Genomic DNA, 26,827 nt, shown 5'->3' with positions numbered 1-26,827 from the left:
TCCGGCGCCCGTGCCCAGCCGCTCTGAGCGCCGCGCCCGCAGCGCCGCCCGCGCCCAAGCCGACGTCTCCTTGCTCATCAGCCGCGCCGTCCAGGAGGAGGCCGAGCGCGCCGGTGGCGATGAGGAAGCAGCGCTCAAGGCGTTGATCAAGCGGGCGATTCCCGACGTGATGCACCTGTTCAACGAGACCCGGGCGACCGCCCGTTACGACTACACCGCCTACCCGGCCCTCCCTGACATCCTGAAGAAGCCGTCGAAGAAGGATCCGGACCAGATCTGGGAGGCCCGCCCCAAGTTCCACCACCCCGGCTACTCCCTGCGCGCCCCGGGCGAGGTCAAGGTCACTGCGCTGGACGTGAACGCGGCCTACCTGTCGGCGCTCAAGTGCTGGCTGCCGATCGGGAAGCTGGAGCACCACGCCGGCACGGATGGTGTCGAGCCGAAGCGCTCCGGGGTCCACCTGATCACCCCCGCTCCATGGACCCACCCGCACCTGCCGGACCCGATCGGCGACCGCGACGAGCCCGGCGCCCTGTGGGTCACCAACAGCACGCTGCGCCTGCTCCAGCGCCTGTCCGGCCCGAAGTACGGCCTGACGGACGCTCCGGTCATCCACGAGTCGTGGACCTCGGGCGCGACGGAGAACTTCCTCGACGCGCTGCGCAAGCTGCTGGGCGCCGCCCGTGATGAGGCGATCGAGAACAACGACATGCTGACGCTGGAGTACGTCAAGGCGATGTACAGCAAGTTCATCAGCACCATGGGGGAGTCGATCCACAACCGCGAGATGGTGCGCCCCGACTGGATGCACATCATCCACTCCCAGGCCTACGCGAACCTGTGGGGCAAGGCGTACAAGGCCCACCAGGCCGGGCTCGATGTCGTCGCGATGATGGGCACCGACGAACTCCACCTGACGGGCGACTGGCGGAAGGTGTTCCCCGAGGGCCGGGGCGTGGCCCAGATGAAGATCAAGCACGGCGACGCCAAGGCATCCGGTGAGTACACCGTGGGCACGGTGGGCCGCTGATGGCCGGCCGCTGGATGGACCTGGGCATGTTCAACGCCCGGGGCATCCCGGGCGCGGACGCCCTCGGCATCGCCATCGAGCAGATGGTGACCGGTATCGTCTCGCCCGTCGACAGCGAGCGCGGCCTCGCCGCCCGCCTATCCTACCTCACCAAGACGGATGCCGGATACGAGGCGATGGACCGCGCCGGCATCCACGTCTCACCCCGCACCCTCATGGCCTGGCTCGCCGAGGAACGGATCCCGAACAAGGCGAACCGGTCCCGGCTGGATGCCGCGTACTGGGACCTACGCCGCCGCAACGTGGCCGCCGATCTGAAGAAGCGGCTCAACAACAACGGCCGCGGAACCCGCATCGAAATCAACCCCGTCGACCAGTCCCGAGTGGAGGGCAGGCACCAGCGGGACCTGTCCAGCCGCAGCATCAACGTGCGCGGCGTCTGGGACCGCGCCGTCGACGCCTGGATGGACGACGACGTGGCCGAGCTGGACGCCATCTGGGACGACATCATCCAGGACCTCGGATCCGAGTACGACGCCTACAGCAACGTCTCCTCCATCGGCTGGGCCGCCTGAGACCAACGGAAACACCCCGTCCCCGACATTGCAGCTGCCGGGGACGGGGTGTATCGCATCGTAGCTCGACGTCGTCACCGACCCGTGAACTCGCAGTGCCAACAATCGAAGCGTCCAGTTCCCCACGGGGGCGGTTGCAACCGTTGACGTACGGGTCTTGTCTTCATCGTCATGACAGTCAGAGGCAGGGGAGGAGGCTGTATCGCGGCCGGGCGTTTCACCCGGCTCAGTGAGCGTTTTCAGCGTTGCCTCTCCAGGGTGAGGGCGGCTCTGGCGAAGGGACCAGGACCCTTCCCCGAGCCTCTGCGCTGGATCGCCTCGCTGCGCACCGCCCTTGCCGAAGACAGCTCGGCCGCCAACCCGGAAGCCCACCGCACGCAGCTGATCGGAGTCCGCGACCGGCTCACCGTGTGGATGCAAGACCATCCCGCGGACTACCGCTGAGCACCGGCCACACGGACCTGTAGCAAGGCGGTTGTGCGTGTCAGCCTGTCGAACGGCCGGGGGCGGTGTCGGACCATCCGCCCCCGAGCCACCGGCGTTCTGTGTCAGCGGTGTTCGACGGCGATGCCGGTGAACAGGACGGTCGCCGACCCGGCCAGGAGCAGATGTACAGCTGCGGCGATCCACAGCCGCAGCCCCAGCAACCCGCTCCCGGCCACCGCCATCACGCAGCCGCTGGTCCAGGCGGCGCGGCGGGCGGCACGGGCCGTACGCGGCCCTGGAGAGCCGAAGTCGTCACCGGCGAACAGCACGCGCCAGCCCAGCCAGAAGACGAGCGCGGCCGTCGCCGCGCCGAGAACAAGCGCCACGGCGCCGTCGACCCACACCGAAGGAGAGCCCATGCCCTCCAGACTGCCGTCGCTGAGACACATACGCCTGAGTACGCCTACTCAGGCGCTGGCGTCCCAGCCAACTTACGATCAGGCCCGAATCGACGGCCGGGGGAGGATGCGATGGGTGCTGCGGTGACCGAACTGCCTGCTGGGCAGGCGCGGCAGGTGAAGCGGGCGGCATGTGCCGCCGCGGCCGGTGTCGTCGCGGTGGCCGCTGCTGGGCTGTCGATGCGGCTGGTGGTCAATTCCAGCGCCTGCCGCAGCGCGCCCGGCTTCGGCTGTCTCGGCTATGCCCTGTGGTGGTCCTACCTGCTGCCGGTCCTGGTCTTCGGCCTCACCTGGCTGGTCTTGCGCCTTTTTGCGGTCCGGCCGGCCTGGCTGACCGCACTGCTGGGCACCGGCATTGGCTGGTATCTGCTGTGGTGCCTGGACTCACTGCGGTGGCTGCCGAACGGCGCCCTCCTCATCCAGGCGGCCCTGTGCGCGGGAGCGTACGCTCTCGCGGCCTGGTGCACTCAGCCCCGCCGACCCCTGTGGCCGCGAGCCGCCGCCGCCCTCGCCCTGGCCCTGCTGATGCCGCTTGACTCCATCGCCTCCACGCAGCTGGCCCACCACAAGCAGAGCACCGAACTCACCCATGCGGGCGTGCCGTTGCTGGGGCCCAACGTGCCCGACGGCTACCACCTGGAGGGCGTCGGCACCAGCGGAACGGCGCACAGCAGCCAGCCCACCTTCTTCTACCGGATCGCCCCGGACGACGCCGGCCAGCACGCCGAATCCATGGAGGAACTCCACCGAGTCATCCAGGTCGTGGTGGGCCCCCGCCAGCCGAACTTCACACCACCCTCGCACTGCGCGGCGCTCACCAGCGTCTACCCGGTGCCCGCACCCGCCTGCACGCCCGTCGCGCCCGGGGTGTGGCAGTGGTCGAGGTACGAGTTCGTCCAGTACTTCACCCCGGTCGGTGATGCGGTCGCCGTGGTCGAGGCGCGCACCCCACCGGTCAGCAGTGCGGTGCTGCGCAACATCGCCTCCAGCATGCGGGTGCGGCCGCCCGCGTACTTCACCGAGCAGTGAGCGTTTTCAGCGTTGTCTCTCCAGGGTGAGGACGGCAGCGGCGATGGCGGTCATGCGGTTGGGGCTGCAGCGCGACCGGCGGAAGATGCGCCAGGACTTGAGCCGCGCAACGCTTCGTTCGACCGGTGCCCGTGCCGCTGACAAGGCCCGGTTGATCGTCCGCTGGGTCGGGCTGAGGTCCTGGTGCGGAAGTCGTCTGATCGGCGTGGTCACCCAGGGGCCGGCGCCGATGTAGGCGCGGTCGGCGAGGACGGGCACTCCTTGGCGTTCGCAGATCCGGATGATGCGGTGGGTGCGAGCCGCGGTCAGGTCATGGGTGCGGCCGGGCAGCGCAGGCGAGATCCACAGCAAGTCGCCCACGGGATCGGCGACGACCTGCACGTTCACGCCGTGGCGGCGGTGCTTCTGCGAGAAATCGGCCCGGCTGTCGCCGACCCGGTCGCACTCGGCGAGCGTGCCGTCGAGCAGGACGTGCTCGGGATCGGTTTCCCGCAGGACTCGCAGCAGGCCGGGTGCCCGGCGGGCGAGGTGGCCGACGACGGCGGTGACGTAGGCGTGGGCGGTGCCGACGGATATGCCGAAGCCCGCGGCGATCTGCGTGAGCGGGTCGTGCCGGCGCAGGTAGATCAAGGCGACGAGAGCACGCTGGTGCGGTGGCAGCTTGCAGCGGCGGTTACCCTCACGGGTGACGACGAGCATGGTTACCCACTCGACCAAGGCGTGAGGCAGGTCGAGTGAGGCAGGATGGGGAACCAACGAGGCTCCTGCGCTGATGAGTTGAGACGTCGAACACCTCTCTCAACGGCACAGGAGCCTCGTGCGTTGCGGGCCGCCGGCCGGTCACCCGATCAGTGGCCACTCTGAAAGAGCTCAGTAAGCGCTGGCGGGTCAGCAGACGACTCCGGCTCTGCGCCATGCCGCCTGGACGTCGGCGTAGGCCAATCGTGCTTCCGGGCCGGCTTCCGGATTCAGCGCGAGGTGGGTGATCAGCGTGCGGGCGGCGGGCAGGTCGAGGCTGAACACCGCCAGGACCCTTTCCACCGCACCGACCAGGTCGGGCATCTCGATGTGGTGGACGTCGTCGAGGTAGTGGGCCAGCAGGCCGGCCAGGGGCCCGGCCTCCTCGTCGCTGTCGGGGGTGGTGCCGGCGGCCTGGAGGAGGGCGGCGTGGCAGGCCCATACCGCGTCCAGGGCGTAGCCGGGCAGGGGCAGGGCTCTCACGTGGTCGGGGTCGTGGTCGGTGGTGGCGCAGTCGCCGACCGTCTCGGCAGCGATCTGCCAGGTCAGGGTCGGCTGGAGGTAGCGGGTGTCGTCGCTGGTGCACGCGGCCGCCGATCCCACGGTCGCCAGGACTTCACCGACCAGCCGGGCATCAGCACTCCAGGCGGAGCTGGAGGGCAGGAGGACAGGGTGGTCGGGGCGAATATGAGAGCTGCTCATACACACGGTTCTACCCGGTCCCGGCTGTCAGGTTTGGCCGATGCGGAATTTCAGCAGCTACCGCCCCGTCTCCGGTATTGGAGCGACACAGCTCTCCAGCCCTCCTGCAGGCCACCACGTGCCCTCCGACTCCGTCTCATCACCCCGGGCAGGGACCGTCAAAAAGTCCCGTGAACAGCGGTTTAGGTGTGCCCAGCCGGGCCGTGGGGGCGGGGAGGCGCTACTCCTGGCAGTGGCATCCCACGCAGACCAGGCAGCAGCGGCAGGCCGGGCACTGCTGGCGCATCAAGTCCCCGCACGGCTGGAAGGTGTCGTCGGTGGGCGCCTGGCAGTAGCACTCGCAGCAGGAGCCGCACGCCGCGTGAACGCGGTCGTGGCGGCGACCCCGGAGGGTGCCGGGAATCGGGCTGACCCGGGTACTCCGGTCACCACAGTCCCGGCAGCGCCGGGGCACCACCGGGGCCGGTTCCGGCAGTTCGCCCACTTCCCGTACCCACTCCTGCAGCGCCTGGACGTCGTCGGCTGTGAGGCCGCGCACCGGGTCGACCGCGTACGGCAGCAGCGGCCCCACCGCCGCGTACGTCCGCAGCGCCGCGCGGCGGACCTCCCGGACGTGGTGGTCCCCGGGCCGCACCCACGCCACCGGCCGGTCATGGGTCTGCGCCCAGGAGCCGATCTCCTCGGCCTGCCGGGCGAGATCGTCCTCCGTGTACGGGGAGAGGCCGGGGTCGTCGGCCCGGAGGTAGTGCACGGCGCCGGTCTCCCGCAGCGGCACCATCGGCGGCAGCGTGTCCCACCCCAGGGCGGGAAGCAGCGGCTCCAGCTCGCCCGGGGCGTACGAGGAGACCAGGACCAGGTCCGCGGAAAGGCCGGCGAGGGCCCTGCCCGCCGTCGGGTCCAGGGCCAGACGCAGACAGCGCGAGGGCTGGAAACACGCGGCCGCCCACTCCCGCCAGACGGCCGACTCGACGTCGTGCCAGGTGTGCCCGGCGGGTGGCGGCCCGCCGTAGGGGGACAGCACCCCGTCGATCTCAACAGCAACATATGCACGCATGACACGACGTTATCGGATAACTCACCATGAATATCTCCAAAGGGCCTACGGTGCGCGGAAGTTGGGGCACAACACCGCGGGAGGACACCGGCCTCGGTACTGGTGGGCTCGCCTATTCAACTGTCGCCAGTTACCCGTTGAACCCAGCCCTCGGGTAACTGTGCGTGGTCTTCGTAGGGCTGGCTCCACAAGGTTCTCCCTGCCCGGCCCGCTGCCGAGTTGTGTGCCGTGGCGGTCGCCTTCTGGCAGGTGCTGGCAGTGTGAAGGCGGTACCCGGCTGCGCGGGTCCCGGGCTTCGGACTCCAGTTCCTCACATCTGGGGACTTGCCCTTAAGGTCCCGAGAATGGATCAGGCGACGGTAGGACTCGTGGGTGCGGCTATCGGTGTCTCAGGAACGGCACTGACTGCGTTCGTCACGGCTTGGGCAGCACGCTTCAATCATGATCGCCAGCGGCAGCAGGCACGCAGGCAGGAACAGCGAGAGGCGTTTGCAGCGCTCCTCGCCGTGGCCTACGCCATACAGGCCACGAATCCCAGAACGAAGAGCACCTACCGGCATGAGCAAGTCCCTCCTCCGCCGGGCCATCGGGGAATCTGGGTTCAACCGATCAACGAATCCCATCTCGACCAGGAGTGGGCTGATGCCGTTCACCGGGAAGCTGACCGTGTTGCCCTTCAGATGCCCCTGATTGCGCTGTCGGGGCTTCAGCTGTACTCCGAGGCTTGCAAGATCAACGACTTGGCGGAAGACCTCGCCAGGCAGGCCCGGCAGGACTCCGGCGATGCTGGGCACACCGTTCGAAACCTCTACGCCAAGCTGGAAAGCGCTGTTGACCGCTTCACTGAAGCGTCGGCGCGCCTCCTCACCAACACATGACGATCCAGGAGTGCCCAGCCGTTCTGGTGATCGAGTGGCGGCGCTGTACTGGTGGACTCTCGTATTCAACTGTCGCTGGTTACCCGGGGTACCCAGCCTGCTGGTGCCCTTCCGTGATCTCCGGCGGCGTATCGGCTCCAGGTTCCTCCGGTCTCGTTGCGGAGGCGGCTGGCGGTCTTGTCGTGGTAGCCGAGAGCGTCCGCGACAACGGGTGCGGGGAGGTCGAGGAGTTGCTGACGGATGGCGGCGCCGCGGGCGGCGGCGATCGGGATTCCGACCTTGTTCAGCAGTGTGGACAGGTGGTTGGGGCCGAGCGGCTGGCCGGTTCGGCGGCCGGGGAAGAGCCAGCGGGATGCCGGGTTGGTGGCGGTGTTCATGTTGCCGCGGTTCGTGATGTGTTCCAGCAGCAGGGCGGCGGCCGGCGCCGAGACGGGCGAGGGTGGCTCACCAAGTCGTAGCAGCACGGCGTCGCCGTTGCGGATGACATCGTCAAGGGTGGGCCGGACGACCCGGCTCGGCGGTTGTGCGTAGAGAAGAACGATGACTCCGGCGACGCGAAGTCGCATTGGTATCTCCGTGTCGATCAGAATTCTGCCCAGGGCTGCGAGGCGTTCGTTTTCGCTCAGTGCGGGCCGGCGGGAGATCTTCATTGTGGGGATGGCCAAGGAACGTCGGCAGTGACGGCCCTGCATGGCCCAGTTGAGGAAGCCTCTCAGGCGGGTGCGGGCGCGCTCAGCGTTCTCGGCGAACCAGGCGTCGATGTCGACCTGGCCGCATGATGCGAGGGTGGTGTTCCGCTCGCCGAGCCATTGCAAGAAGGCGGTCGCGCACTTGATCTGTTCGCTGGCGAAGCGGCGGATGCTGGGTGTGATGTGGCTCCGCTCGGCTCGGGCCCGTAGTTCGGGGAGGACGTGCCAGGTCGTGAAGAGCTTGATCGTCTTGGTGTGCTCGGGTTCGGCGATGTTGGCGAGATGGCCGGGGAGCCAGCGCTGGAAAGAACAGATGTGCTTGTCGACCGCGGGCAGGACTCCGCAGGCCATGAGGAGTTCTTCCAGGTGGGATGCTGCCCGCCAGGGCCGGAGTTCATGGAACGCATCGTGGGTCAGCGGAATCTCGCCCAGGCCGAGCTGGTGAAGCAGATGCGAGGCGTTTCCCAGCTGCCCGGGACGCATGTCCAGCCAGGCCAGTGTCGTCATTCGATCGTTTGAGGACAGGGTGGAACAGCCGGGGTAGCCGCAGCGGAGTCATCGCGGTGTGGTGCGGGCGCGGAGGTGTGCGCGTTCTCCTTGGTGGCCGAGGAGGCTGAGGATTTCGACGGGGTGTTCGTCGGCGTTGCCGAACCAGTGGGGGGTGCGGGTGTCGAATTCGGCGGCTTCGCCGGGGCCCATGATCAGGTCGTTGTCGCCCAGGACCAGGCGCAGGCGGCCGTCGAGGACGTAGATCCATTCGTAGCCCTCGTGGCTGGCCTGTTCGGGCTCGGGCGAGCGCATCTTCGGCGAGATGATCAATTTGTAGGCTTGCAGACTTCCCGCCCGTCGGGTGAGCGGGAGCACGGTCATGCCGTGGCGAGTGATGGGCTGCAGGTGCAGGCGGGGGTCGCCCGTCTGCGGTGCGCCGATGAGCTGGCCGATGTCCACGCGTAGCTCCCGGGCCAGGGGCAGGAGCAGTTCGAGGGTGGGGCGGCGCTGGCCCGACTCCAGTCGCGAGAGCGTGCTGAGGGAGATCCCGGTGGCCTCCGCCAAGGCTGTCAGGGAAAGGCTGCGCTGGGTCCGCAACCCTTTGAGGCGGGGGCCGACCGCCGCCATCGTCGACTGTGTCTCTTCGTCCATCCCTTCATCTTGCCACCGCAGCAAGGATCTTTGCGCGTTGCCGTGGGCGGTCTGACTGTGGAGGCAGGCGCCCCGCCCGGGTCCGCCGCATGGGATGGGAGAGACGCGATGAGCCAGGACAGCAGAACCGAGGTGCCGGACGCGCAGCGGGCCGTGGCGCCGCCCGAAGCGGCGGTGGCGGTGCGCCGTGGTTCGGTGGCGCTGGCGGTGGTGATCTTGGTGCTGACGCAGCTGATGTTCGTCGTGGATACCTCGATCGTGAATGTGGCTTTGCCCGACATCGGCCGCGAGCTGGGCTTTTCCAGCGCGGGTCTGTCCTGGGTGGTCACCGCCTACGCGCTGACGTTCGGCGGCCTAATTCTGCTGAGCGGCAAGATCGGCTCCATGATCGGCCCGCGCCGCGCTCTGGTCCTGGGCGTCATCGTCTTTGTGGTCGCCTCCGTCGCCGGGGGGTTCGCGGGTTCAGCTGGGGTCCTGGTGGCGGCGCGAGCACTGCAGGGAGTGGGCGCGGCCATGGCGGCGCCCAGCGTGATGGTGCTGCTGATGGGGATCACTGCGCCGGGCCCACAACGGTCGCGTGCGATGGCGATGTTCGTCTTGGCCGTCGGCGCAGGAGCCGCGGTCGGGCTGCTAGCGGGCGGTGTGCTGACGCAGACGCTGGGCTGGCAGTGGGTGATGTTCGTCAACGCCCCCATCGGGGTGCTGGTCCTGCTGGGCGCGGTGCGCAATCTGCCGGAGATGGAGCGTCGGCGCACCTCGCTGGACATCGGCGGCGCCGCAGCCTCGATCCTGGCGATGGTGGCCCTGGTGTTCGCCTTCACCTCCGCCGCCGACCGCGGCTGGAACAGCGCCTTGGTGATGGGGGCGTTCACCGTCGCCGCACTCGCGCTCGTGGCCCTGGTCGTTTGTGAGCGCAGGCATCCGCATCCGGTGATGCCGTTGGCGTTCTTCTCCTCCATGCGCAGTGCAGGCCCGCTGCTGTCGATGCTGGTCGTCCCGGCCGGGCAGGTCGGCTTCCTGTTCTTCACCACCCTGCTCACCCAGCAGGTGCTCGGCTTCACACCGATCCAGACCGGTCTGGCCCTGGTGCCTTTCACCGTCGGCCTGATCGCCACCAATCAGCTCACCCCCCGGCTGCTTCCGCGCCTGGGCGAGCGCATCATCGGCAGTACGGGCCTTGCCGGACTGGTGCTGGGCATCGCCTGGATGGCGCTGGTGGCCGCCGACGCCGACGCGAACACCTCGATCGTCACCGTGCTGCTGCCCTCGATCCTGCTCGGCGCGGGCGCAGGCGCCACCTTCGCCCCCGTCACCGCCGTGTTCATGCACCAGGCCCCCGCCGAACACATCGGCGCCGCCGCCAGCCTCCACCAGGGCCTGCAACAGCTTGGCGGCGGCATGGGCCTGGCCGTCCTGACCAGCGTGCTGGCCGCCGCCGGCGGACTGGAGGACGGTCTGGGAGCAACCCTCCTCGCGACCGCCACCTTCCCCCTGGCCGGCCTGCTCCTGTTCGGCCTCTGGGCGCGCCGCATCCCCGCCCTCGGCACCATCCCCGCATGACCACTACAGCCCCCCGACCACACCCTGGAGAACTTCTGATGAGTGACACCGACCCCCGCTACGAAGCCGCGTTCTGGGACCAGCGCTACAACGCCCCCAACCCGCTGTGGAGCGGTCAGCCCAACCCCGCGCTCGTCGAAGAAGTCACCGCACTGACGCCGGGGATGGCCTTGGAGGCGGGCTGCGGCGAGGGCGCCGACGCCATCTGGCTGGCCCAGACAGGCTGGCAGGTCACCGGCAGCGACTTCTCCGCCCAGGCCCTCGCCCGCGCAGCCGACCACACCCCCACGAAGCTGACCGGACGGCTCACCTGGCAACAGGCCGACATCCGCACCTGGACACCTCAGGACGACGCGCCCCACTACGACCTGGTCACCGTCTCCTTTCTTCACTTCCCCTCACCCCTGCGCCGCGCCGTCTTCGCCGCCCTCGCCGCGCGGGTGGCCGGCAACGGACATCTGGTGATCATCGGCCACCACCCCAGCGACCTGGACACCGCGATGCCCCGCCCGCCCGAGCCCGACATCTTCTACACCGCCGACGACCTCATCAACGACCTGCCCGCACCCGGCTGGAAGGCCGTCACCCTCACCGCCCGCCCCCGCACTGCCACCACACCCGACGGCCGGCACGTCACCATCCACGACACCGTCCTGACCGCCCAGCGCACCCAGTAGCCCACCCCTCACCCACACGCCACGCAGAAACGAGTACGACCATGCAGCACGACCTCGCACACCAGACCGCCCTGATCACCGGAGCCACCGCCGGTATCGGCCGGGCCACCGCCCTGGCCCTGGCCGCCCGCGGCGCCGACATCATCGTCCACGGCCGCGACAAGGAACGAGCAGCCGACACCTTGAAGCGCATCTCAGCCCTCGGCGCCACAGCCCGCTTCGAGCCGGCTGATCTGTCCGACCCCGCACAGGTGACAGACCTGGCCGGACGCGCCGGGCAGGTCGACATCCTGGTCAACAACGCGGGCATCTTCCACTTCGCCCGCACCGCCGATACCACCCCCGCCACCTTCGACGCTCACATCGCCATCAACCTGCGTGCCCCCTACCTCCTCGTCCAGGCCCTCGCCCCCGGTATGACCGAACGCGGACACGGTGCCATCGTCAATGTCAGCAGCGGCGCCGCCGGGACCCCCGGTCTTGGCAGTGGCATCTACGGCGCCACCAAGGCAGCCCTGGAATCCCTGACCCGCGTCTGGGCAGCCGAATACGGGCCCGCCGGAGTCCGCGTCAACACCGTCGCCGCCGGCCCCACCCGCACCGAGGGCACCGCCGCCTACGGCGAAGCCTTCGAATCAGCCGGACAAGCCGTCGCCCTCCAACGCCTGGCCGACCCCGAAGAGATCGCAGGAGCCATCGCCTTCATGGCCTCCCCCGACGCCAGTTACGTCAACGGCGCCACCCTCAGCGCCATGGGCGGCCAACCCGCCCTCGGATGATCCAGCACAGCCAGGAGCACTGGTCGGCCAATCCGGCATGCGACCGACAAGGACGGCACAAGGGCCACTCGATCAGTGCGCGCCGTCATCCACATCGTCCTCGTCCAGCTCGGGCACATCCGGGTCGAGCAGTGGGCGCAGGACACCGGCGGCCGGAGTGGAAGCGGTGAAGCTGTAGCGGCCCAGCAGGTTCAGGCGCCATCGCCGCGAAGAACGCGAACAGCAGCTTGCCGGGGCCGGTGGGGCCGTAGATGCCGGGCAGGGGCCCGGCGAGCATCTCCAGGACCAGGCCGTGGGCGGTGAGGTGGTCGGCGAGCGCGGTGAGTTCGGCGGCGTCGCGGCCAAGCCGCTTCATCTCGTACACGGTAAAGATGACGTGGCAGTGCGGGGCGTGGGCCTTGACCTCCCGCGCCGTACGAGCGCCTCCTCGAACTGGGCCCTCCGCAGACGCGGGTGCTGATCTTCTCGCTGAAGATCTTGTCCCTCGGGATGCCGTGGCCCGCAAGGCGTCGAGCGGGGAGTCGTCGTCCTGCCCAAGGGCGGAGCAAGGGGTGCGGGTGGTGCCGTCTCTTACGCCGGCCTCCGCGCCGGTTCTCGTGATCGTCACGGACTCATGGCAGGCCGAGCCCTCCGTGATCCGCGCACGCGTGGAACTCGTCCACGGTCAGCGTCGGATGCGCAGGGCTTGGCGGCATGGGGAAGGGCAGTCCGGCCCCGCGTACCTAGATGATCTTTGGGGTGGAGTCTCGTCGCAGCCGTGTGTCTCGTGGAGGCGGGCCCGGAGAACGTCACTCGATGTGGGTCGTTGCCCTACCTGCTGGCCAGGGCTGCTGATACTCGATGAGTCGGCCTGCCGGGTCGTGTCGGCGGTTTGGTGCGAACAACAACTTTGTTCAAGAAGTAGCGCCGGGTATGCGGCCCGAAGAAGGGAGTGTCTTGTCGCATACTCGGCGCTGACCGGCAGAGTTACGCCGTCGTGGCTGCTGTCTCGGTGGCTTCGACTGCGGACTTGAAGTCAGGGTGAACCCCGATTTGATCAAGCCACACGCTCATCGAGTTATAGCAATTGAACCTTTCGATCTTTCCGTCACGGAGGTACCAGAGGTCCGCCGCCGGCACGTCGATCCGGTTCCCGGTCGGTGGGATCTCGCCGACCGGAGTCGGAAACCCTCCGAGATGCGTGCCTTGGATTCGCAACTCGACGGCGACGACATCGCCGAACGCATGTACCTCGAGCAGCTCACGGTGTACATCGGGGAACGAGCGGGCGAGGCCCGCGATCACCTGGGGAATCTGCTCTCCGCGGAAACTCTGCGAGGTCGACATCTCGTTGAACGACCCGTCCTCGGTGAACAAGGCCAGGAAACCGTCACCGTCGAGAACGTTCCCTTCCGCGAGCCGGTAAGCCTCGCGAATGGTCTTTTCGTTACTTTCCATTCCTGTTCTCCTTTGAGTTCGCAACACGCTCACGGTCCGCGCTTGTCTTGATCGACCCTTCCCGGCTGTCGTAACTATAAGCGTTACGACACATTGTTGCAACCTTCAGTGTTACGACTGCACTGTCGTAACATGAAGTGTTGCGGCCGAGAGGAGGAGTCCATGAGCGCCAACAGCAGGCTGACCATCGCTGCCCACGCGCTGGCCTGGATCGGCCTCTACCAGCGCCAGGGCCATGAGGTCGCCACCTCCGAGCAGATCGCGACCAGTGCGAACACCAACCCGGTGGTGATCAGACGGTTGCTCGGCGAGCTGCGCAGGGCCGGGCTCGTGGAGTCCCGGCGGGGGGCGGGCGCGGGCTGGTCGCTGGCACGCGAGCTGGAGACGATGACCCTGCTCGACGTGTACGAGGCAGTGGAATCCGGCCCGCTGTTCGCAATGCACCGCACCACCCCGGACCAGGGATGCGTGGTGGGTCACGGCATCCAGCCGGCCATGCAGAGCATCTACGAGGGCATCGAGGAGACCCTGAGACACGAACTGGCCCGCGTCACGCTCGAGAACGTACTCCAGGACGTACTCGCGGCACCTCACCAGCCTCTCTGATCAGCTGGGCGACCCCGTGCGAACCGTAGGGTTCGGCGTGGGTTCTGCCTACCGGGGCGGAGTGACGTGGGCGTGGAGATGGAACCCCGCGCCGAACGCGTTGGATCCGCCGCCGGAACAGACGGCGGGCGCAGGCCGAGCTCACCGCGGACCAGGCCGTGCTCGTCCAGCGGCTCTACGACGACGAGTGGGAGAAGACCGTCCAGCAGATCCCCGACAGATTCGGCGTGCCCCGTTTCACGGGCACCTCGACAAGCCCAGAGCATCCCCCGCCAGGCCCAGAAGGCTGCGACCGCCCATCCAGCCGAACAGACCATCAGCTGCCGCACTTCCTCAGGCCCCGGGTTCCTCCGGTGACGTCGGCGGCTCGGCCGGCGTTGGCATGGGCGGCCGGAGGAGGACGGCACGGGCCACGGAGGGGGCGAACAGGCTGGTGACGGGTGCGCAGAGGCCCAGTACGGAGCGGAAGGCGGTCCGCACCACCGGGTCACCGGGGTAGCGCTCCAGGACGCGCCGCAGGTATCAGCCGGCGACGCGGTCCGCCGGCCTGGAGGCCAGGGCACTGCCCACCGCGCCCGGCATCGAGCGGTCCGACCCGGCGGAGATGCCTCATGCCTGCCGGGACGCCGTGAGGAGCGCTTTCTGCACGCGCCGCGTCGTGGGAATCCGGCGCGGATCGGACAGAGCCTCACGCAGGACGACCGCACTCATCGCGGCGACAGCCATGCCCTGCCCGTAGATCGGGTTGAACGTGTACGGGGCGTCGCCGGTGGCAAGGAATCCCGCCGGGCGGCGGCCGGGCAGGTCGTAGCGGCGGCGGATGTTCGCGGTCCGCCGGTAGCCGAACGCCGACGAGAGGGGCTCGGCCTCGTCCAGCCACCGATGCAGGATCTGATCGGCCGCGACTTTTACGCTGAGACGCCCGGCACGCAGCTGGTCGGCGACATCACCGCCCTGCCCACCGGCGAGGGCTGGCTCTACCTCGCCTGCCGGCTCGACCTGGCCGCCCGCGAGGACGTCGGCTATCCGATGGCCGGCCACCACCGCGCCGACCTCGTCGTCGACGCGCTGAAAATGGCAGCCGGACGCGGTCGCCTACAACCCGGTTGCATAGCGCATTCGGACCGCGGCAGCGAATACACCAGCAGCCTCTTCCGCCACTACATAAACGAGTTGGGCCTCCGACAGAGCTGCGGACGCACCGGATCTTGTTTCGACAATGCCGCCGCGGAAAGTTTCTGGGCCCTGCTCAAAGAAGAGATCGGCACCCGGCTCTGGCCCGACCGGGCCACCGCTCGCGCCGAGGTCTTCGACTTCATCGAGACGTTCTACAACCGCCGCCGCCTGCGCAAGCACAAGGTCTTCGGCTACCTCACCCCGGCCGAGACCCGACAGCGGCACCAACACGACCTCGCAGCATAAAGATCGAGTGTCCAGGATCACGGAGAAACTTCATTTCGAGGCAAAGGGCCTCGGCAGTTGGGGCCAGCCTGGCCGTGGCCGGTGGCTGCGGTCAGTCGTTACGAGAGCACAGGTTCCAGTCCCCCGAGCCTGCCAGGCGGGGATGCCTGCTGGGGGCGTCGCGCCCCGCAGGCAAGCGGTCCGCGTCGGTCCAACCACGCTCGTGTTACCCCTCGCAATTCGTAACGACGCGGGCGCTTCTGTGGAACCAGGGAGCGCGGGTGGCTTCACGCCGTGCCTCTGCGCGGAGGCCACTGCGCTGCGAACAGAGCCTTGCAGCGGGAGGAGGGCTCAGACTCCTTCAGTCCCTGCCTCGTTGAGTCCCTCTGCAAAAGACCAGGTCAGAGTAGTTGGCCCGGGGACCGAAGGGACTGAAGGGACCGAAACTCCCTGTTCCAGCTGCGTGCGCGCGTGCGTATGTACGCGTACGTAATGAGGTACCTCTTCATGTCTTGGTGCGCTGATAACTACGAAAATGAGTCCCTTCAGTCCCTCCGACCGAGCCCGCAGGTGCTCTGACCTGCATAAACACCTCCGGGACTGAAAGGGGACCGTTCAGTCCCCCCGCCCCTTGCAGGCCTTCGGTCCCTCAGGCGGCTGCCTGAGGGACCCGACAGCTTCGCCCGCGGCCGGCATCAGGGACTGAGGGACCGAAGGGACTGATTTTTCGATAAGTGCTCATGCCTCCCGCAGAGCGGCACCCCCATCGGCTAAGCTCTCTCTGCTATAAGGGAAACTCAGTCCCTTCAGTCCCTCAGTCCCTCGTACTCTCCTACCTGACCAGGTAAAACGTCTTCGGGACTCAACTGACAGACCCTGCCTGGCCACACAAGAGGAACGGATCGACGAACAGTGCAGCGCCCCGCCGACACCGCCTCGTCCGGAGTCGCGCAGCAGCCACGACCTGCAGACGTGGCCCGCTGGCTTGCAGGCCGTCAGTGGCCGGTTCACCCACTGGCCCCGGGACGCAAGACGCCGGCGGCCAACTGCGAGCAGTGCCGCACGCGCAGCCACGAGCCCTCGAACTGCCCCTGTCATGCACAAGGCCTGTGGTGTCACGGCTTCCACAGCGCGACCACCGAGCTCACGCGCATCGCTGCCTGGTGGGGGAGGGAGCCCCGGGCAGGCGTCGGTGTGTCCTGCGGACCGGCGCATCTCGTGGTCCTGGACGTAGACGCCCACGCCGCGCAGGTTCCGGCCCGCGACCGGCTCCTGCCGGGCATCCGTATCCCGGAGCAGGTCGATTTGGCCGGTCTGGCATCAGGTTTCGACACGCTGGCCCTTCTCGCTGCCTACCGGCAGGAACCCAATCCAGCCGAGGACGAGACCACCCTGCGTGTCCGCACTCCGTCCGGCGGGCTGCACATCTGGTACGTCAACCCCGAGCCCGCCGTCCGCTACCGCTCCTCCACCGGATCCAGCCCACGGACCGCGCTCGCCTGGCAGGTCGACGTACGAGCCCACGGTGGATACGTCGTGGCCCCCACCACCCGCACCACAGCGGGCCTCTACACGCCCCTCGGGGCCGTACGGGAGCCCGCCCCCCTCCCCGCATGGCTGGCCGCCGAACTGCGCCGCACGGGCCACGCCATACAGGCCTCCCCGAATCCCGGTCCGCAGCCGCGCAGACAGGTCCGCCCGACGAGGCCCGGCGCCGCGCAGGCGCTCTTGCAGTCGCTTGTCGAGACCGTTCGTGAATGCGCCGGCCAAGCCGAAGGGACAGGCTTCACGGAGAAACTCAACCGAGCGGCATACACGGCAGGAGGGCTCGCCGGAGCAGGCCATCTGAACCAGGCCGAAGCCCGTCAAGAGCTGACAGAAGCCGCTCACTATGCTCGTCCCCACCAGACCCGCCGTAGTGAGACGATCATCGACGCAGCCCTTTCCGCAGGCGCCAGTCGCCCGTTCCACCCCAAAGGACTCGCATGAGTAGCGCCGAGAACAGCCGCTTCGACGCGGCCGCCGCCGCTCAGCAGATGCTCGACTTCGAGACTGCCGCCCCCGCGTACGTTCCCCCTCAGCAGGTCCAGACGTCCCCGCCTGCCGATACGCCGGCTCTGCTTCCCCCCATGCTCACCGACCGTGGCAACGCAAAGCTTTTCGCCCAGCTCTACAGCGACCAGTTCCGCCATGTCGAAGGCCTCGGCTGGTACTGCTGGGACCAGTTCCGGTGGAAGCGGGTCGGCGGAGAGAAGGCCGCACTGTGGGCCGCTGGCGACATGGCGGAGCAGATGTCCGCCTCCGACCCCCGGGGCATCTTCAGCGACCGTGAGATCGCCCAGCACCGTCGGCGCACCATGTCCACGAGCGGGATGAAGGCGCTGCTCCACCAGGCGAAAGCCGCGCCCGCGCTCAGCCTCGACCCTGACGTCCTCGACGGGGACGCCTATTCCCTGTGCACACCGGCCGGCGTGGTCGATCTGCGTAACGGCCGTCTGCACAAGCCCGATCCACTCAAAGACCTGCACTCCCGCGCCACCCAGGTGGCGCCCCAGGCCATGCCCACCCCTCGCTGGCACGCCTTCTTGGACGACACCTTCGGCGCCGACGCCAAGGGCCGGGAGATGACCGATTTTCTGCACCTGCTCCTGGGGTACTCCATCACCGGCGACGTCGGCGCGCAGGTGCTGCCGTTCCTCTGGGGTAAGGGCGCCAACGGTAAGTCCGTCCTGCTGGACGTCATGATCCAGGTCATGGGGGACTACGCCGACGCGGCTCCACCTGGCTTCCTCATGGACAAGGGCAACTTCGCCGAGCACTCCACGGAACTGACGGAGCTGCACGGCCGCAGGATCTTTGTGTGCAGCGAGCTCAAGCCCAACGACAAGTTCGACGAGGCCAGGGTCAAGCTCCTGACCGGTGGAGACAAGATCAAGGCCCGCCGTATGCGGCAGGACTACTTCAGCTTCACCCCGACCCACAAGCTCTGGCTGCTGGGAAACCACCAGCCAGAGGTCGGGACAGGCGGGCACGCGTTCTGGCGTCGTATCCGCCTTATCCCCTTCGAGCGCGTCGTCGCCGCGGACCGGAAGATCGACAACCTGGCTGGCGAACTCGTTCAGGAGGAGGGCCCGGGCATCCTGCACTGGCTCATCCAGGGCGCGACCCGATACCTCACCAGCCGCGATCCGCTGACCGGTCCGTCCTCCGTACGGCTGGCCACCGCCGCGTACGAGACCACCGAGGACCACATCGGACGCTTCCTGAGCGAGTGCTGCATGCGCCAGGGGCCGGACACCGGTGACCTGCGCGTCGAACAGGGCCTTCTCTACGGGACCTACACCGCCTGGTGCAGCTCTGAGGGCATCAGAGCCGACACGGCGCGGGCCTTCGCGGGCCGGATCCGGCAGGAGACCGGACTGGCCTCCCCGGCCGAGATGCTGAAGTCCAGCGGCAAGAAGTACTACCCCGCCCTCGCGCTGCTGCCGGACGACATCGTCCGTTCTGACGGACCGGCAGGAGGACAGCGATGAGCCACCAAGGCTTTCTCTCAGGGATTTGGGCATCCTCTTACCATGGGAACGTCCCAGACCACCGCACCGCCAAGTCCGCACCGAACAACACCCCCCACCCGCACCGCCACACCACCGACAAGGAGCTGCGTCCATGAGCTCGCTGCTGCACGAAAGCCAGCTCGAACACGAAGCGAACGTGGTGTGGCTCGAGGACCTCGACGCACTCGACTACGTCCGCCAGGCGCTCGACAAGAGCGCCCGCCGCGGTGGGAAGCCCTGCTACGCCCGTGACGGACGCATGGTCGGTTACGCGGAGCTCGACAGGGACGCCGAGGCCAACCCCGACAGCGGTCTCTTCCAGCGCCGCACGTTCTTCCTTCTGCCTCACGACCGGCCGAACGATCCGGAGGGCCTCTACAAGGAGGGCGCCCCGGGCGAGGCGGTCGACCCTCGGACGATCGAGCCGCGCCGGGTGGGGGAGAAGACGCCGCGTTCGCAAGGGAAGCTCAGAAACGAGATAGTGCCGTCCTGACAGTGGCCAACCGCAAAGAGTGAAGGCATGGAGCTGCCCGGTGCGAAGGACGCTGCTGGCAGGACCACTACGATCACGGACGGCCTTACTGGGCTTCCGGCCTGGTCATCTCGCACACCCCCACTGCCCGTGGGCTCGCGCTTACAACGGTCACCGTGTTCGACGCAGGTCCTTGACCCCGGCGACCGCGCCGAGGCAGATGATCATCGTCAAATCCGAATGCAGTGCCGTCCGTCAGGACCGCGTCCGCGAGTCCTGAGCCGCTGTGCTGCTTCAGCGTGATCACGGCGAGGGCGACGACGCTGGAGAAGAGGACCATCACCAGCAGCCAGAGCGCCCAGGTGTGGGAGTGCGAGGTTGGCTGGGGGGTTCAGTCTGTGAAACGCGCGGGGAAGGGAGGGCAGTCGCAACGGATCGTCCTTCGGTGCGGCGGGCGGCGTGTGTCGCCCGTGGTCGTACCGGACCGGCGGATGACATGCCGGACCCGGGCCGACGGGGCGGTGGTGCGGCTCGTGCGACGGGGCCGGTGCGGGGTGTCACCGGCCCGCACGGAAGCGTCGGCAGCCCGGAGCGACGTCCGGCGTGACGGGCGTGGGAGCGCTTCCACGGACGTGTTTATGAAGCCAGCGCGGGCCCGCCCTGTCAACGGGGCGCGTAGGGAGAGAGGGGAATTGCGGGGGCAGGGCGCCCTTGGCCGGAGCTCGGCGGGCGTGGTTCGAGCCGGGTCCGGGGCGGCGGGACCGGGGGCGCCGGACGCCGGGGCCCGGTGTCAGGAGTTCAGGATGCGGGCCTTGTCGGCGCCGAACTCCTGCTCGCTGACTACCTCTTGCGCCTTGAGCTCGGCGAGCTGGGTGACCCGGTCGGTAGCGGGCGGCGGGGCGGTTCACTGCTGCTCCGCCTCCATCTAGCGCTGTATATCGTGCCGCTGTACCCGGTGGGAGATCGCGGTAGCGGTTCCCAAGACCACCGCGGTACGGGTGATGGTGCCCAACAGACCGGGGTGTCCGAAGCGCTGAGATATGACTGGCTGAAGCTTCCCCTTGATGCTGGACACCTGGACACCTGGACACTGGGACGTAAGGTTCCAGAGGAGTAATGTCAGGGGTAGGCCCGACAACGGCCGGCACCGGGAAGGCCCGCATGGTGGATCTTTTCGGGCGGGCGCTGACCGTTTGAGTGTCGCGGGTGTGGTGGGCGAGCGGACAGAGTGAAGCGCGGGGCTCCTGATGGGTCAGTTCGTCACACGGTTCTCGCCATCCTGGGCATGGGCGAGCATGTTCTGCCAGTAGGCGGCGGATTCGGCCGCTGCCAGGCGTTCCTGGGTCCAGTGGTCCTGGTTGGCCTGGGCGGGTCCGGCAATGTTCTGCCAGATGCTGTCCGCGGCTGCAGCGGCTGCCGCAGCGATGCTTTGCCAGTTCGCGGCCTGTGCTGTGGCCGCGAGTTGCTCGGCGAGCCAGGCCTGGCCCGCCGCTTCGGAGTGGTTGGTCACGGCATGCCAGGCCGCCTGCGCCTCGGCCCGTGCCTGAGCCGTGTCGGCCGCGTCCTTGAGGGCCTCCTCCGCGGCGACAGCCTTGCGGATCAGCAGGGTCAGAGCGTGGTGCCGACGTGTTTCGGTGTCCGCGACACGCAACCGGTAGCCCTCCAGGTCGAGCGTGGCGCCGGTCGCCCAGCCGTACCCGAAGAACTCCGCGACGTCCGCGTCGGTGGCGCCGGGCTGCAAGGCCCACTGTGCCGCCGTCCGGACCTCCTGACCGGGGTCGTCCTCCGCTAGGACCCGTACGAAGTCCCGCTCGCGGTCGGCCACTTCCTGCTGATGCGCGGTGTCCGCGGCTCTGGCCTCGCGGTCGTACTGTTGTGCCTGCGCGTAACCGGTCTGCACGAAGGCCGCCCGATCCGCGTCCGTGCCCCCCACCGCGGTGGCGGCAGCAGCGTGCACCCACGGGGAAAATTCCGCGGTGTGGGTTGTCACGACCCGCTCGCAGAACAACCGGTTGCGGGTCCGTGCGTCCCGGAGACGCTGCTTGGCCAGGTCATACCCGCCACCGGGGGCCAGCCACGCCTCGATCGCGGCATCGCCCAGGGTGCTGCGCAGTGCGTTCCAGGCCGATGTGCGCAGCTCGGCGGGAAGCCCTGACTTGGCAATGCGTAGGACCTGGTTGCGCGCGGCCTCGGCCGCCGAACTGGTGATGGTAAGGGTTTCGTCCGCTACGGCGGCTCGGGTAGGAACCGCTGTGCCGGCCCACGCCGGGGCGGCGACCGCGAACGGGCCACCGACGGTCAACAGGACCACTGTCAGGGCGGTGGCAGCCCGCGTGCCCGCGCTCACGGCGTCGGCCACTGAAGCTGCTCGAAGCTCCCGCTTACCCGCCCAGCGGCCGACGGCAAGAATGCGGCTGAAGCGCGTGCGATCCCCAGGCGGTATCCGTACCTTTGCCGTAACAGGGCATGGCTGATTACCAACATTAACTCCACAGTCCCCACCCTAGGGTAGCAAATCCTGCACGAATGACTGAAGTTAACGTTCCATCGGTTATCCAAGTCAAGTGGATAAGGCGTCTCCCCTTCACTTATGGCCTCCGGGGCAGTCGCAAGCGTGCGACATCTGGGTGCCCCGCTCACATACCGTGGCCGGACGGTATGCGAGCGGGGCACAGGGGTGGTGTCGATGTGGCAGCCCGAGGCTCCCCGCCGCCCCTCGGGCTGCGGCTTGCCAATCTCATACCCAACCCCCTGCGCCACCTCAGCCGTGAGGCGCCGTCGGACGGACTGTGGAACTGGCTAATTTTCTCGTCCTCCCGGGACCTGCTTCGCCGTCGCCCACAGAGGTCAGCGACGGCCACCTACAACGCGTCCGTTTCGGCCGTGCGCTTGACTTGCGCCCCCGCTGGTTGTTCTGCGGCGAGAGGCCGGCAGCGCTCGACGCGTCAACACAGCCGGCCAGCGACCATCCCTGACCCACCGGTCGCATCGCTCCCGGCCCGTGCTTGGCTTCCGGGCCGAAAGGTAGGGCCGGCCGTCGCGCGTAGTGCTGTGCGAGCCGTGCCCGGAGGGTGTCGAGACCGACCGCCTTCTGTGGGCTGCAACTGAACACCGGAGGCGTGCAAAAGGAGTCTCTGCCGTGCATCAACCGCAGCGCCGCTTCGCTCCCCGGGGAAGAACGCGTGCGGCGAGGGCGAGGCCCGTCAGCGCAGTGAACGGAGGCCCGAAATGAGCGGCCGAAAACGAATGGCGGCGTATTTCGGTTGGTCGATGGCGTGAACTGATCATTGCACCGTTTGGCATATACCAGTTACGGTGCCGTTGATCGCATTGACCGGGCGGCGTGCTGGAGGGGATCGGCGGGGACTATTCCATGCCGAGTCGCATACCGCAGCGAATTGCTGATGACGCGGGGGGAACCGTGATTTGTAAGCCTGTGTGCGTCGACTGTTTGGCGACCATTTCTATTGTGGTACAACGTCACAATTGGCGCAATGCTGTCACCGGCGAGACAGCCTCCGGCTGAGGCTTTCTGCGTTCTCTCTCCTGCTCTTCTTCGAGAGTAACTGGTTCGCGTGCGCCGAGGTGTCCATGAGCATCACAGCGGATTCTCTGCCTTTTCGAAAGCGCCCGGAGGCCCGGCCTGTTCTCGAACGCCGCAGCGTACCCAACATTCATTATCATGCCCAAGTGCAACTGTCTCCATCCATGAGCCTTTTGTTGGCCTTTCCAATTCGCGCTTACCGATCCGCCCCTATGCGGCGGCGCCTGAGGGAGTTTCCACATCACCATGCAGAGGACACACACATCTTCCGTGCGTATGAGCAGAGCAATCACGCGTAGCGTCGTCACGGTGACCGCGTTGGCTGCCGTCACCGGTGCGGTCTCACCAGGTGCCGCAGTCGCAGCGTCTTCCGACGCGGTGGCACAAGCCGTCGGAATCGGGACCACCGACGTCCAGCGCGTCGAGGCTGCCGCAGCGGTCCGACTCGACCCGACCGCTGATGTGCTCCTGCTCAGCGACTACGACTTCATCCACGCGATCTGGCAGAAGGCCCGGGACGCGGGTGAGCTGCTGGACTCCGTACGTACCGCTGCTGAACAGGCGATGGGCAGTACCCTCCCCGAGGACCATGTCCAGTTCATCGTCACTGGGATCCATGAGGCCCACCAGCTCGACCAGCAGCGTGAACGGGAGAAGGCAGAGGCCGAACGGGCGGCCCGGTACGCCAAATCCCAGGCACTACTGGCCATAGGCATCCCGAGCACTCCGGAGCTTCTCGCACTCAGCGACGACAACTTCGTTCGCGCAATCGCCAAGCACTCCGCCTCAGGCCCTGAGGTCCGGTCCGCAGCTCTGCTGGCACTCGTGGGGGAGGCGGCGGACTGGCGAGAGTTCATCGTCAACGGTGCTCGCGAGGCTCACAAGCGCGATGTGGCCAACGAACTTGCTGAACTCGAGGAACAGGACCGCAAGGAGGCTGAGCGGCGCGCGGAGCTGGCCGCCCGTACGAGCACCGCCGCGTTGTTTCGCATGGCGCCCACGGAGGCCATGCTCAATCTCAGCGCTGACAACTTCATCCGGGAGCTGCTTCGCAGTGCTCCTGTCGACCTGCTCGGCACCGAGCTATACGCCGAAGGCCAGCGCGCTGTTCTCAGCACGGACGCGGCCGATTGGAAGGAGTACATCCATACCGGTGCCGAAGCGGCGTACAAGCGCGACGATGCCGCCCGGCAGGCGAAGCTCGCCGAAGCCAACCGCAAGCTCGCCCTGCAGATCCAGGCCGCCGCGGAGAACAGCGGCGTCAACCCCAACCTGGTGGCAGGGGCCAAGAAGGCACTGGCCGGCAACGACAACGATGTCGCGAACTTCCTTAAGGAAGACACCCAATACCGGCTCAAGAGGCAGTCCATCAAGGCGAGCTCCATCAACGTCACCGGGTACCTGCGGCAATCCGCCGCGGACGGCGGCAAGGCCACCCTCGACGACCTGACGACAGGCAGCACACAGGCCGACCGCGAGGACGCCACCTGGGTCATTGTGCCCGCCCTCGCCAGCAAGCCGGGCTGCTACTCCTTCGAGTCGGCGCGCAAGCCTGGCTACTACCTGAAGTCAGGTGCGACCGAAAAATTCGGATTCCGCGTGCAAATCGCCGCGGACGACCGGAGCACGGCGTTTCGTCAGAGTGCCACCTGGTGTGCTGGTGAGCCCCCCCAGGGCACGGTAGGCAAGACGTTCACCCAGACCATCGGTTCGACGCAGCATTGGCTGTCACCCACGACAGGGGACATCTACGCAAACAAGAGCTGGATGTTCATAGATGCGGCGCCCTTTCGTTCGCAGGCCACCTGGCGGATCGTTTCTCCGCTCGCCCCCTGACCGATACCTCACGCGCTCGCTCCGAGGCGGTCCAGCATGTGCGCGGGACGCATCCCCACGGCCCGCCCCGACAGCCGGTCCCACCAGGGCGTAACGACAGGGTTACAGCGGCTGAGCTTGAGCCCAGAGGGCCTCGCTGCGGCCGGAACCGTCGAGACCGGCCCCCGGACCGGGCCGCAGTACCGGTCCGTCTCCTTCGCCGACAGCAGGGGGCGGACCAGCCTGCCGTGATGCGCATCTGTCAGGGCCGCCGGTGTGCGGAGGAGACGGGAGCGGAGAAGAGGGCGGGGTCCGAAAGGACGCGTCCGATGTGGCCGACGGCAGCGGGCCCTGTGGGCGGAGGTGAGGGCATGAGGCCAGCCCAATGTGCCCGCCGCCGCCCTCCTGTCCCGTCTTCTACGTGCGCGCCTCACCGATTTCCCCCTGCTGGCACATCGGCGGCAGGGGCTCGTGTTTCTCCCGACCGAGGGGTTTTCCCGTGACAGGCAGATTACGGCCGAGGGCCGGTGCCACAGGTATGCGTGGCTGGGCGCGCACGGTGGTGTCCGTGCTGATAGCCGTGGCGCTGATGTGCGGTGTGGCGGGGCAGGCCGTCGCCGAGCCGTCTTCCTCTGACAAGGCGGCTGCGATCCGGCTGCTGTCCGCTCTACAGCACCAGGCGCCACCTCCCACAGCGCCCCCGCGTTCCACGCTGGAACAGTCCAGTGCGGATCTGGACCGGCAGTTGGTTGAGGACTTCGCGGAGTTCGACGAGGAGGAGGAGGTTCGCGAGGCTGCCAAGGCAGCCCTGGCGAGCACCGACCCGAGTGCCATCCGGTACTTCCTGGAGTACGGCGAGGCCGAAGCACGGCAGCGTGCGCTGGATAAGAAGAACAACACCGATGTGGCCAATCGGAGCCGGATCGAGGCACTGCGGGGCACGGGCGGCTCGTTCTTCAACGCAGAGGTCCAGCGTGTGCTGGCGGGCTCAGCGCGGGACCGGGCCGACTTCCTGGCGTTCGGTGCGGAGATTGCCCGGCAGCGGGACGCGGCCACCGAGCAGAACGAGCAGCAGCGGGCGGCTGAGAACCGCAAGCGGGTGCAGATGCTTGTCGCGGTCGGCGGTCCGGAGGTGAAGCGTGCCGCGCAGGCGGCGCTGGCCAGCGGTGACGACGACGTGATCGAGGAGTTCCTTAAGAAGGGGTACTTGGTTGCCGCTGACAAGGACGCTGCTGACCGGGCGGCTCATGAGGCGGCGCAGAAGGAGGCGCTGGAGGCTGCCGAGCGGCTGAGGAAGCTGGCGGAGAACGCGGCCCGTGCGGCGGGTGCGCGCACCAAGTTGATTGCCGCGCACGGCGATGCCATGAAGGCGCTGAAGATCGCCGCCAACGCGATGAATGCGGCGGGCGCGGCTTCGCGTGAGGCTGATCGGATGCTCGCTGCCGACCGGGCAGGGAAGCGTCTGTCCGACTACGGGCCGGTCAAGACCGAGGTCGCCCGGCAGGTCGCGAATACGGAGTCGGCCGCCAAGCAGGCGCAGGTGGCCGCAGGGCTGGCCAAGGCGCAGGCCGACGTGCTGGTGGAGACGGGGTTGCCGCACGGTACTCAGTGGTCGGAGGTTGCGGCGGGCACCGCGGCGGCGGTGGAGGCGGCGGTTGGAGCCGCCCGGACCGCGCAGCACGCTGTGGATGCGAGCGCGGCGAACGCCGCGGGACTGAACGCACAGAACCAGGCCGAGTTGCACGAGCAGCAGGCCATCAAGTGGCGGGCCAACGCTGAGGCGCATGCGAAGGCGGCTGCCCTGCTGGCAACCGCAGCGGCCAGACAGGCTTCGGTCGCCGCGGACGCAGCCGCCAAGGCCAAGCAGGCCCGAATCGACACGGAGAAGGCGGAGCAGGAAGCCTGGGATCACGCGGCGAAGACGAAGAGCGCCCGGATCGAGGCTCAGCGGCAGGCGAAGGTCGCAGCCGAACAGCGCGGGATTGCCGAACGCGAGCGTGACCTCGCTGACGCTGCGAGTGTGCGAGCCGAGCAGGAGCAGGCGGTGGCGACCGCAGCGAACGCGCGTGCGCAGAGCGAGGGGCGTACCGCCTCACTGAAGCGGGCCGAGGCACAGGCAGCCGCGACCACCGCCGCGGAGAAGCGCGCGCTGGCACAGACCCAGGAAGGCAACGCGGCCGAAGCGAGCGAGCGGGCGCGGGGCGAGGAGTCCAAGGCTGCCCAAGCAAGGAACAAGGCCTACGCGGCGGAACGCCTGCACAAG

23 protein-coding genes and 2 pseudogenes are annotated in these 26,827 nt (G+C 68.1%); 15 read left to right on the top strand and 10 right to left on the bottom strand.

Going from position 1 to position 26,827, the window contains the following annotated elements; genetic code table 11:
- From VN520_RS26835 to VN520_RS26825, 3 genes are all read left to right on the top strand, one after another.
- Positions 1 to 1,030 (top strand): DNA-binding protein (locus VN520_RS26835; protein ID WP_325749525.1); only part of this gene is annotated, 1,030 nt, incomplete at its 5' end.
- Entirely contained in the window at positions 1,030 to 1,605 is a 576-nt protein-coding gene (locus tag VN520_RS26830) for a transcriptional regulator (RefSeq protein ID WP_325749524.1), read from the top strand. The genes VN520_RS26835 and VN520_RS26830, both read left to right, overlap by 1 nt.
- A gap of 258 nt (positions 1,606 to 1,863) precedes the next feature.
- Positions 1,864 to 2,049: a hypothetical protein gene (locus tag VN520_RS26825; protein ID WP_325749523.1), complete on the top strand. Its 186-nt coding sequence runs from the start codon at positions 1,864 to 1,866 to the stop codon at positions 2,047 to 2,049.
- A gap of 104 nt (positions 2,050 to 2,153) precedes the next feature.
- On the opposite strand, the gene VN520_RS26820 is transcribed toward VN520_RS26825, so the two are convergent.
- Positions 2,154 to 2,480: a hypothetical protein gene (locus VN520_RS26820; RefSeq protein ID WP_325749522.1), complete on the bottom strand. Its 327-nt coding sequence runs from the start codon at positions 2,478 to 2,480 to the stop codon at positions 2,154 to 2,156.
- 81 nt (positions 2,481 to 2,561) lie between these two features.
- Here VN520_RS26820 and VN520_RS26815 point away from each other — a divergent pair, with 81 nt between their 5' ends.
- Complete coding sequence (locus tag VN520_RS26815) at positions 2,562 to 3,518, top strand: hypothetical protein (RefSeq protein WP_325749521.1); 957 nt, start codon at positions 2,562 to 2,564, stop codon at positions 3,516 to 3,518.
- 6 nt (positions 3,519 to 3,524) lie between these two features.
- Here the strand turns inward: VN520_RS26815 and VN520_RS26810 are convergent, their stop codons facing one another.
- The 3 genes from VN520_RS26810 to VN520_RS26800 all read right to left on the bottom strand — a co-directional run bounded on the left by VN520_RS26810 (position 3,525) and on the right by VN520_RS26800 (position 6,012).
- Positions 3,525 to 4,274 (bottom strand): transposase family protein, encoded by a 750-nt coding sequence (locus VN520_RS26810; protein WP_325749520.1) that lies wholly within the window; start codon positions 4,272 to 4,274, stop codon positions 3,525 to 3,527.
- 132 nt (positions 4,275 to 4,406) lie between these two features.
- Entirely contained in the window at positions 4,407 to 4,958 is a 552-nt protein-coding gene (locus VN520_RS26805; RefSeq protein ID WP_325749519.1) for a hypothetical protein, read from the bottom strand.
- 220 nt (positions 4,959 to 5,178) lie between these two features.
- Positions 5,179 to 6,012 (bottom strand): hypothetical protein, encoded by an 834-nt coding sequence (locus VN520_RS26800; RefSeq protein ID WP_325749518.1) that lies wholly within the window; start codon positions 6,010 to 6,012, stop codon positions 5,179 to 5,181.
- Positions 6,013 to 6,356: 344 nt separating this feature from the next.
- Here VN520_RS26800 and VN520_RS26795 point away from each other — a divergent pair, with 344 nt between their 5' ends.
- A complete protein-coding gene (locus tag VN520_RS26795) occupies positions 6,357 to 6,890 on the top strand; it encodes a hypothetical protein (RefSeq protein ID WP_325749517.1) in 534 nt (177 codons plus the stop codon).
- A gap of 65 nt (positions 6,891 to 6,955) precedes the next feature.
- Here the strand turns inward: VN520_RS26795 and VN520_RS26790 are convergent, their stop codons facing one another.
- Positions 6,956 to 8,086, bottom strand: coding sequence for a hypothetical protein (locus tag VN520_RS26790; RefSeq protein WP_325749516.1), 1,131 nt, complete (start codon positions 8,084 to 8,086; stop codon positions 6,956 to 6,958).
- Positions 8,087 to 8,134: 48 nt separating this feature from the next.
- The gene (locus tag VN520_RS26785; protein ID WP_325749515.1) at positions 8,135 to 8,719 is read right to left on the bottom strand and encodes an XRE family transcriptional regulator; all 585 of its coding nucleotides are present in this window, start codon (positions 8,717 to 8,719) and stop codon (positions 8,135 to 8,137) included.
- 108 nt (positions 8,720 to 8,827) lie between these two features.
- On the opposite strand from VN520_RS26785, the gene VN520_RS26780 reads away from it, so the two are divergent.
- From VN520_RS26780 to VN520_RS26770, 3 genes are read left to right on the top strand one after another with little or no spacing between them, the layout of a single operon-like run.
- Entirely contained in the window at positions 8,828 to 10,279 is a 1,452-nt protein-coding gene (locus VN520_RS26780; RefSeq protein WP_325749514.1) for an MFS transporter, read from the top strand.
- Between the two features lie 38 nt (positions 10,280 to 10,317).
- Positions 10,318 to 10,956, top strand: coding sequence for a class I SAM-dependent methyltransferase (locus VN520_RS26775; protein ID WP_325749513.1), 639 nt, complete (start codon positions 10,318 to 10,320; stop codon positions 10,954 to 10,956).
- A 41-nt stretch (positions 10,957 to 10,997) separates the two neighbouring features.
- Positions 10,998 to 11,735, top strand: a complete 738-nt coding sequence (locus VN520_RS26770) for an SDR family oxidoreductase (protein WP_325749512.1) — start codon at positions 10,998 to 11,000, stop codon at positions 11,733 to 11,735.
- 85 nt (positions 11,736 to 11,820) lie between these two features.
- Here the strand turns inward: VN520_RS26770 and VN520_RS26765 are convergent, their stop codons facing one another.
- Together VN520_RS26765 and VN520_RS26760 are read right to left on the bottom strand one after the other, a co-directional pair.
- Positions 11,821 to 12,090 carry a hypothetical protein gene (locus tag VN520_RS26765; protein WP_325749511.1) on the bottom strand — a complete coding sequence of 90 codons (270 nt, stop codon included), beginning with the start codon at positions 12,088 to 12,090 and terminating at the stop codon, positions 11,821 to 11,823.
- A 611-nt stretch (positions 12,091 to 12,701) separates the two neighbouring features.
- Entirely contained in the window at positions 12,702 to 13,172 is a 471-nt protein-coding gene (locus tag VN520_RS26760) for a nuclear transport factor 2 family protein (protein ID WP_325749510.1), read from the bottom strand.
- A gap of 162 nt (positions 13,173 to 13,334) precedes the next feature.
- Here VN520_RS26760 and VN520_RS26755 point away from each other — a divergent pair, with 162 nt between their 5' ends.
- Positions 13,335 to 13,778, top strand: coding sequence for an Rrf2 family transcriptional regulator (locus VN520_RS26755; protein WP_325749509.1), 444 nt, complete (start codon positions 13,335 to 13,337; stop codon positions 13,776 to 13,778).
- Between the two features lie 333 nt (positions 13,779 to 14,111).
- Here VN520_RS26755 and VN520_RS26750 read toward each other — a convergent pair.
- Positions 14,112 to 14,669, bottom strand: a pseudogene (locus tag VN520_RS26750) (monooxygenase); the annotation flags it as partial.
- Between VN520_RS26750 and VN520_RS26745 the strand changes: the two are divergent.
- The 4 genes from VN520_RS26745 to VN520_RS26730 all read left to right on the top strand — a co-directional run bounded on the left by VN520_RS26745 (position 14,670) and on the right by VN520_RS26730 (position 19,226).
- The gene (locus VN520_RS26745; protein WP_325749526.1) at positions 14,670 to 15,200 is read left to right on the top strand and encodes an IS3 family transposase; all 531 of its coding nucleotides are present in this window, start codon (positions 14,670 to 14,672) and stop codon (positions 15,198 to 15,200) included.
- A gap of 951 nt (positions 15,201 to 16,151) precedes the next feature.
- Positions 16,152 to 17,168 (top strand): bifunctional DNA primase/polymerase, encoded by a 1,017-nt coding sequence (locus VN520_RS26740; protein ID WP_325749508.1) that lies wholly within the window; start codon positions 16,152 to 16,154, stop codon positions 17,166 to 17,168.
- On the top strand, positions 17,165 to 18,712 hold the full coding sequence (locus tag VN520_RS26735; protein ID WP_325749507.1) for a phage/plasmid primase, P4 family: 1,548 nt from the start codon (positions 17,165 to 17,167) through the stop codon (positions 18,710 to 18,712). The genes VN520_RS26740 and VN520_RS26735 overlap by 4 nt, the downstream gene beginning before the upstream one ends.
- Positions 18,713 to 18,845: 133 nt before the next feature.
- A complete protein-coding gene (locus VN520_RS26730) occupies positions 18,846 to 19,226 on the top strand; it encodes a DUF6009 family protein (RefSeq protein ID WP_325749506.1) in 381 nt (126 codons plus the stop codon).
- A gap of 1,231 nt (positions 19,227 to 20,457) precedes the next feature.
- Here VN520_RS26730 and VN520_RS26725 read toward each other — a convergent pair.
- Positions 20,458 to 21,552 (bottom strand): hypothetical protein, encoded by a 1,095-nt coding sequence (locus tag VN520_RS26725; protein ID WP_325749505.1) that lies wholly within the window; start codon positions 21,550 to 21,552, stop codon positions 20,458 to 20,460.
- Positions 21,553 to 23,058: 1,506 nt separating this feature from the next.
- Here VN520_RS26725 and VN520_RS26720 point away from each other — a divergent pair.
- Together VN520_RS26720 and VN520_RS26715 are read left to right on the top strand one after the other, a co-directional pair.
- Positions 23,059 to 24,585: an AbfB domain-containing protein gene (locus tag VN520_RS26720; protein WP_325749504.1), complete on the top strand. Its 1,527-nt coding sequence runs from the start codon at positions 23,059 to 23,061 to the stop codon at positions 24,583 to 24,585.
- A gap of 547 nt (positions 24,586 to 25,132) precedes the next feature.
- A pseudogene (locus tag VN520_RS26715) lies at positions 25,133 to 26,827 on the top strand (ALF repeat-containing protein); the annotation flags it as partial.

The organism is Streptomyces sp. (genome assembly GCF_035563135.1).
In the GTDB taxonomy this organism is placed as follows: Bacteria; Actinomycetota; Actinomycetes; order Streptomycetales; family Streptomycetaceae; genus Streptomyces.
The sequence above is the reverse complement of the archived record's forward strand: the minus strand, read 5'-3'. Positions and strand labels throughout refer to the sequence as shown.

What these genes read in the sequence shown, in the direction of transcription:
- VN520_RS26830 (WP_325749524.1), top strand. Translation starts at nt 1,030, where the DNA reads ATGGCCGGCCGCTGGATGGACCTGGGCATGTTCAACGCCCGGGGCATC.
- VN520_RS26820 (WP_325749522.1), bottom strand. Translation starts at nt 2,480, where the DNA reads ATGTGTCTCAGCGACGGCAGTCTGGAGGGCATGGGCTCTCCTTCGGTG.
- VN520_RS26815 (WP_325749521.1), top strand. Translation starts at nt 2,562, where the DNA reads ATGGGTGCTGCGGTGACCGAACTGCCTGCTGGGCAGGCGCGGCAGGTG.
- VN520_RS26805 (WP_325749519.1), bottom strand. Translation starts at nt 4,958, where the DNA reads ATGAGCAGCTCTCATATTCGCCCCGACCACCCTGTCCTCCTGCCCTCC.
- VN520_RS26800 (WP_325749518.1), bottom strand. Translation starts at nt 6,012, where the DNA reads ATGCGTGCATATGTTGCTGTTGAGATCGACGGGGTGCTGTCCCCCTAC.
- VN520_RS26795 (WP_325749517.1), top strand. Translation starts at nt 6,357, where the DNA reads ATGGATCAGGCGACGGTAGGACTCGTGGGTGCGGCTATCGGTGTCTCA.
- VN520_RS26790 (WP_325749516.1), bottom strand. Translation starts at nt 8,086, where the DNA reads ATGACGACACTGGCCTGGCTGGACATGCGTCCCGGGCAGCTGGGAAAC.
- VN520_RS26785 (WP_325749515.1), bottom strand. Translation starts at nt 8,719, where the DNA reads ATGGACGAAGAGACACAGTCGACGATGGCGGCGGTCGGCCCCCGCCTC.
- VN520_RS26780 (WP_325749514.1), top strand. Translation starts at nt 8,828, where the DNA reads ATGAGCCAGGACAGCAGAACCGAGGTGCCGGACGCGCAGCGGGCCGTG.
- VN520_RS26775 (WP_325749513.1), top strand. Translation starts at nt 10,318, where the DNA reads ATGAGTGACACCGACCCCCGCTACGAAGCCGCGTTCTGGGACCAGCGC.
- VN520_RS26770 (WP_325749512.1), top strand. Translation starts at nt 10,998, where the DNA reads ATGCAGCACGACCTCGCACACCAGACCGCCCTGATCACCGGAGCCACC.
- VN520_RS26765 (WP_325749511.1), bottom strand. Translation starts at nt 12,090, where the DNA reads ATGAAGCGGCTTGGCCGCGACGCCGCCGAACTCACCGCGCTCGCCGAC.
- VN520_RS26760 (WP_325749510.1), bottom strand. Translation starts at nt 13,172, where the DNA reads ATGGAAAGTAACGAAAAGACCATTCGCGAGGCTTACCGGCTCGCGGAA.
- VN520_RS26755 (WP_325749509.1), top strand. Translation starts at nt 13,335, where the DNA reads ATGAGCGCCAACAGCAGGCTGACCATCGCTGCCCACGCGCTGGCCTGG.
- VN520_RS26735 (WP_325749507.1), top strand. Translation starts at nt 17,165, where the DNA reads ATGAGTAGCGCCGAGAACAGCCGCTTCGACGCGGCCGCCGCCGCTCAG.
- VN520_RS26730 (WP_325749506.1), top strand. Translation starts at nt 18,846, where the DNA reads ATGAGCTCGCTGCTGCACGAAAGCCAGCTCGAACACGAAGCGAACGTG.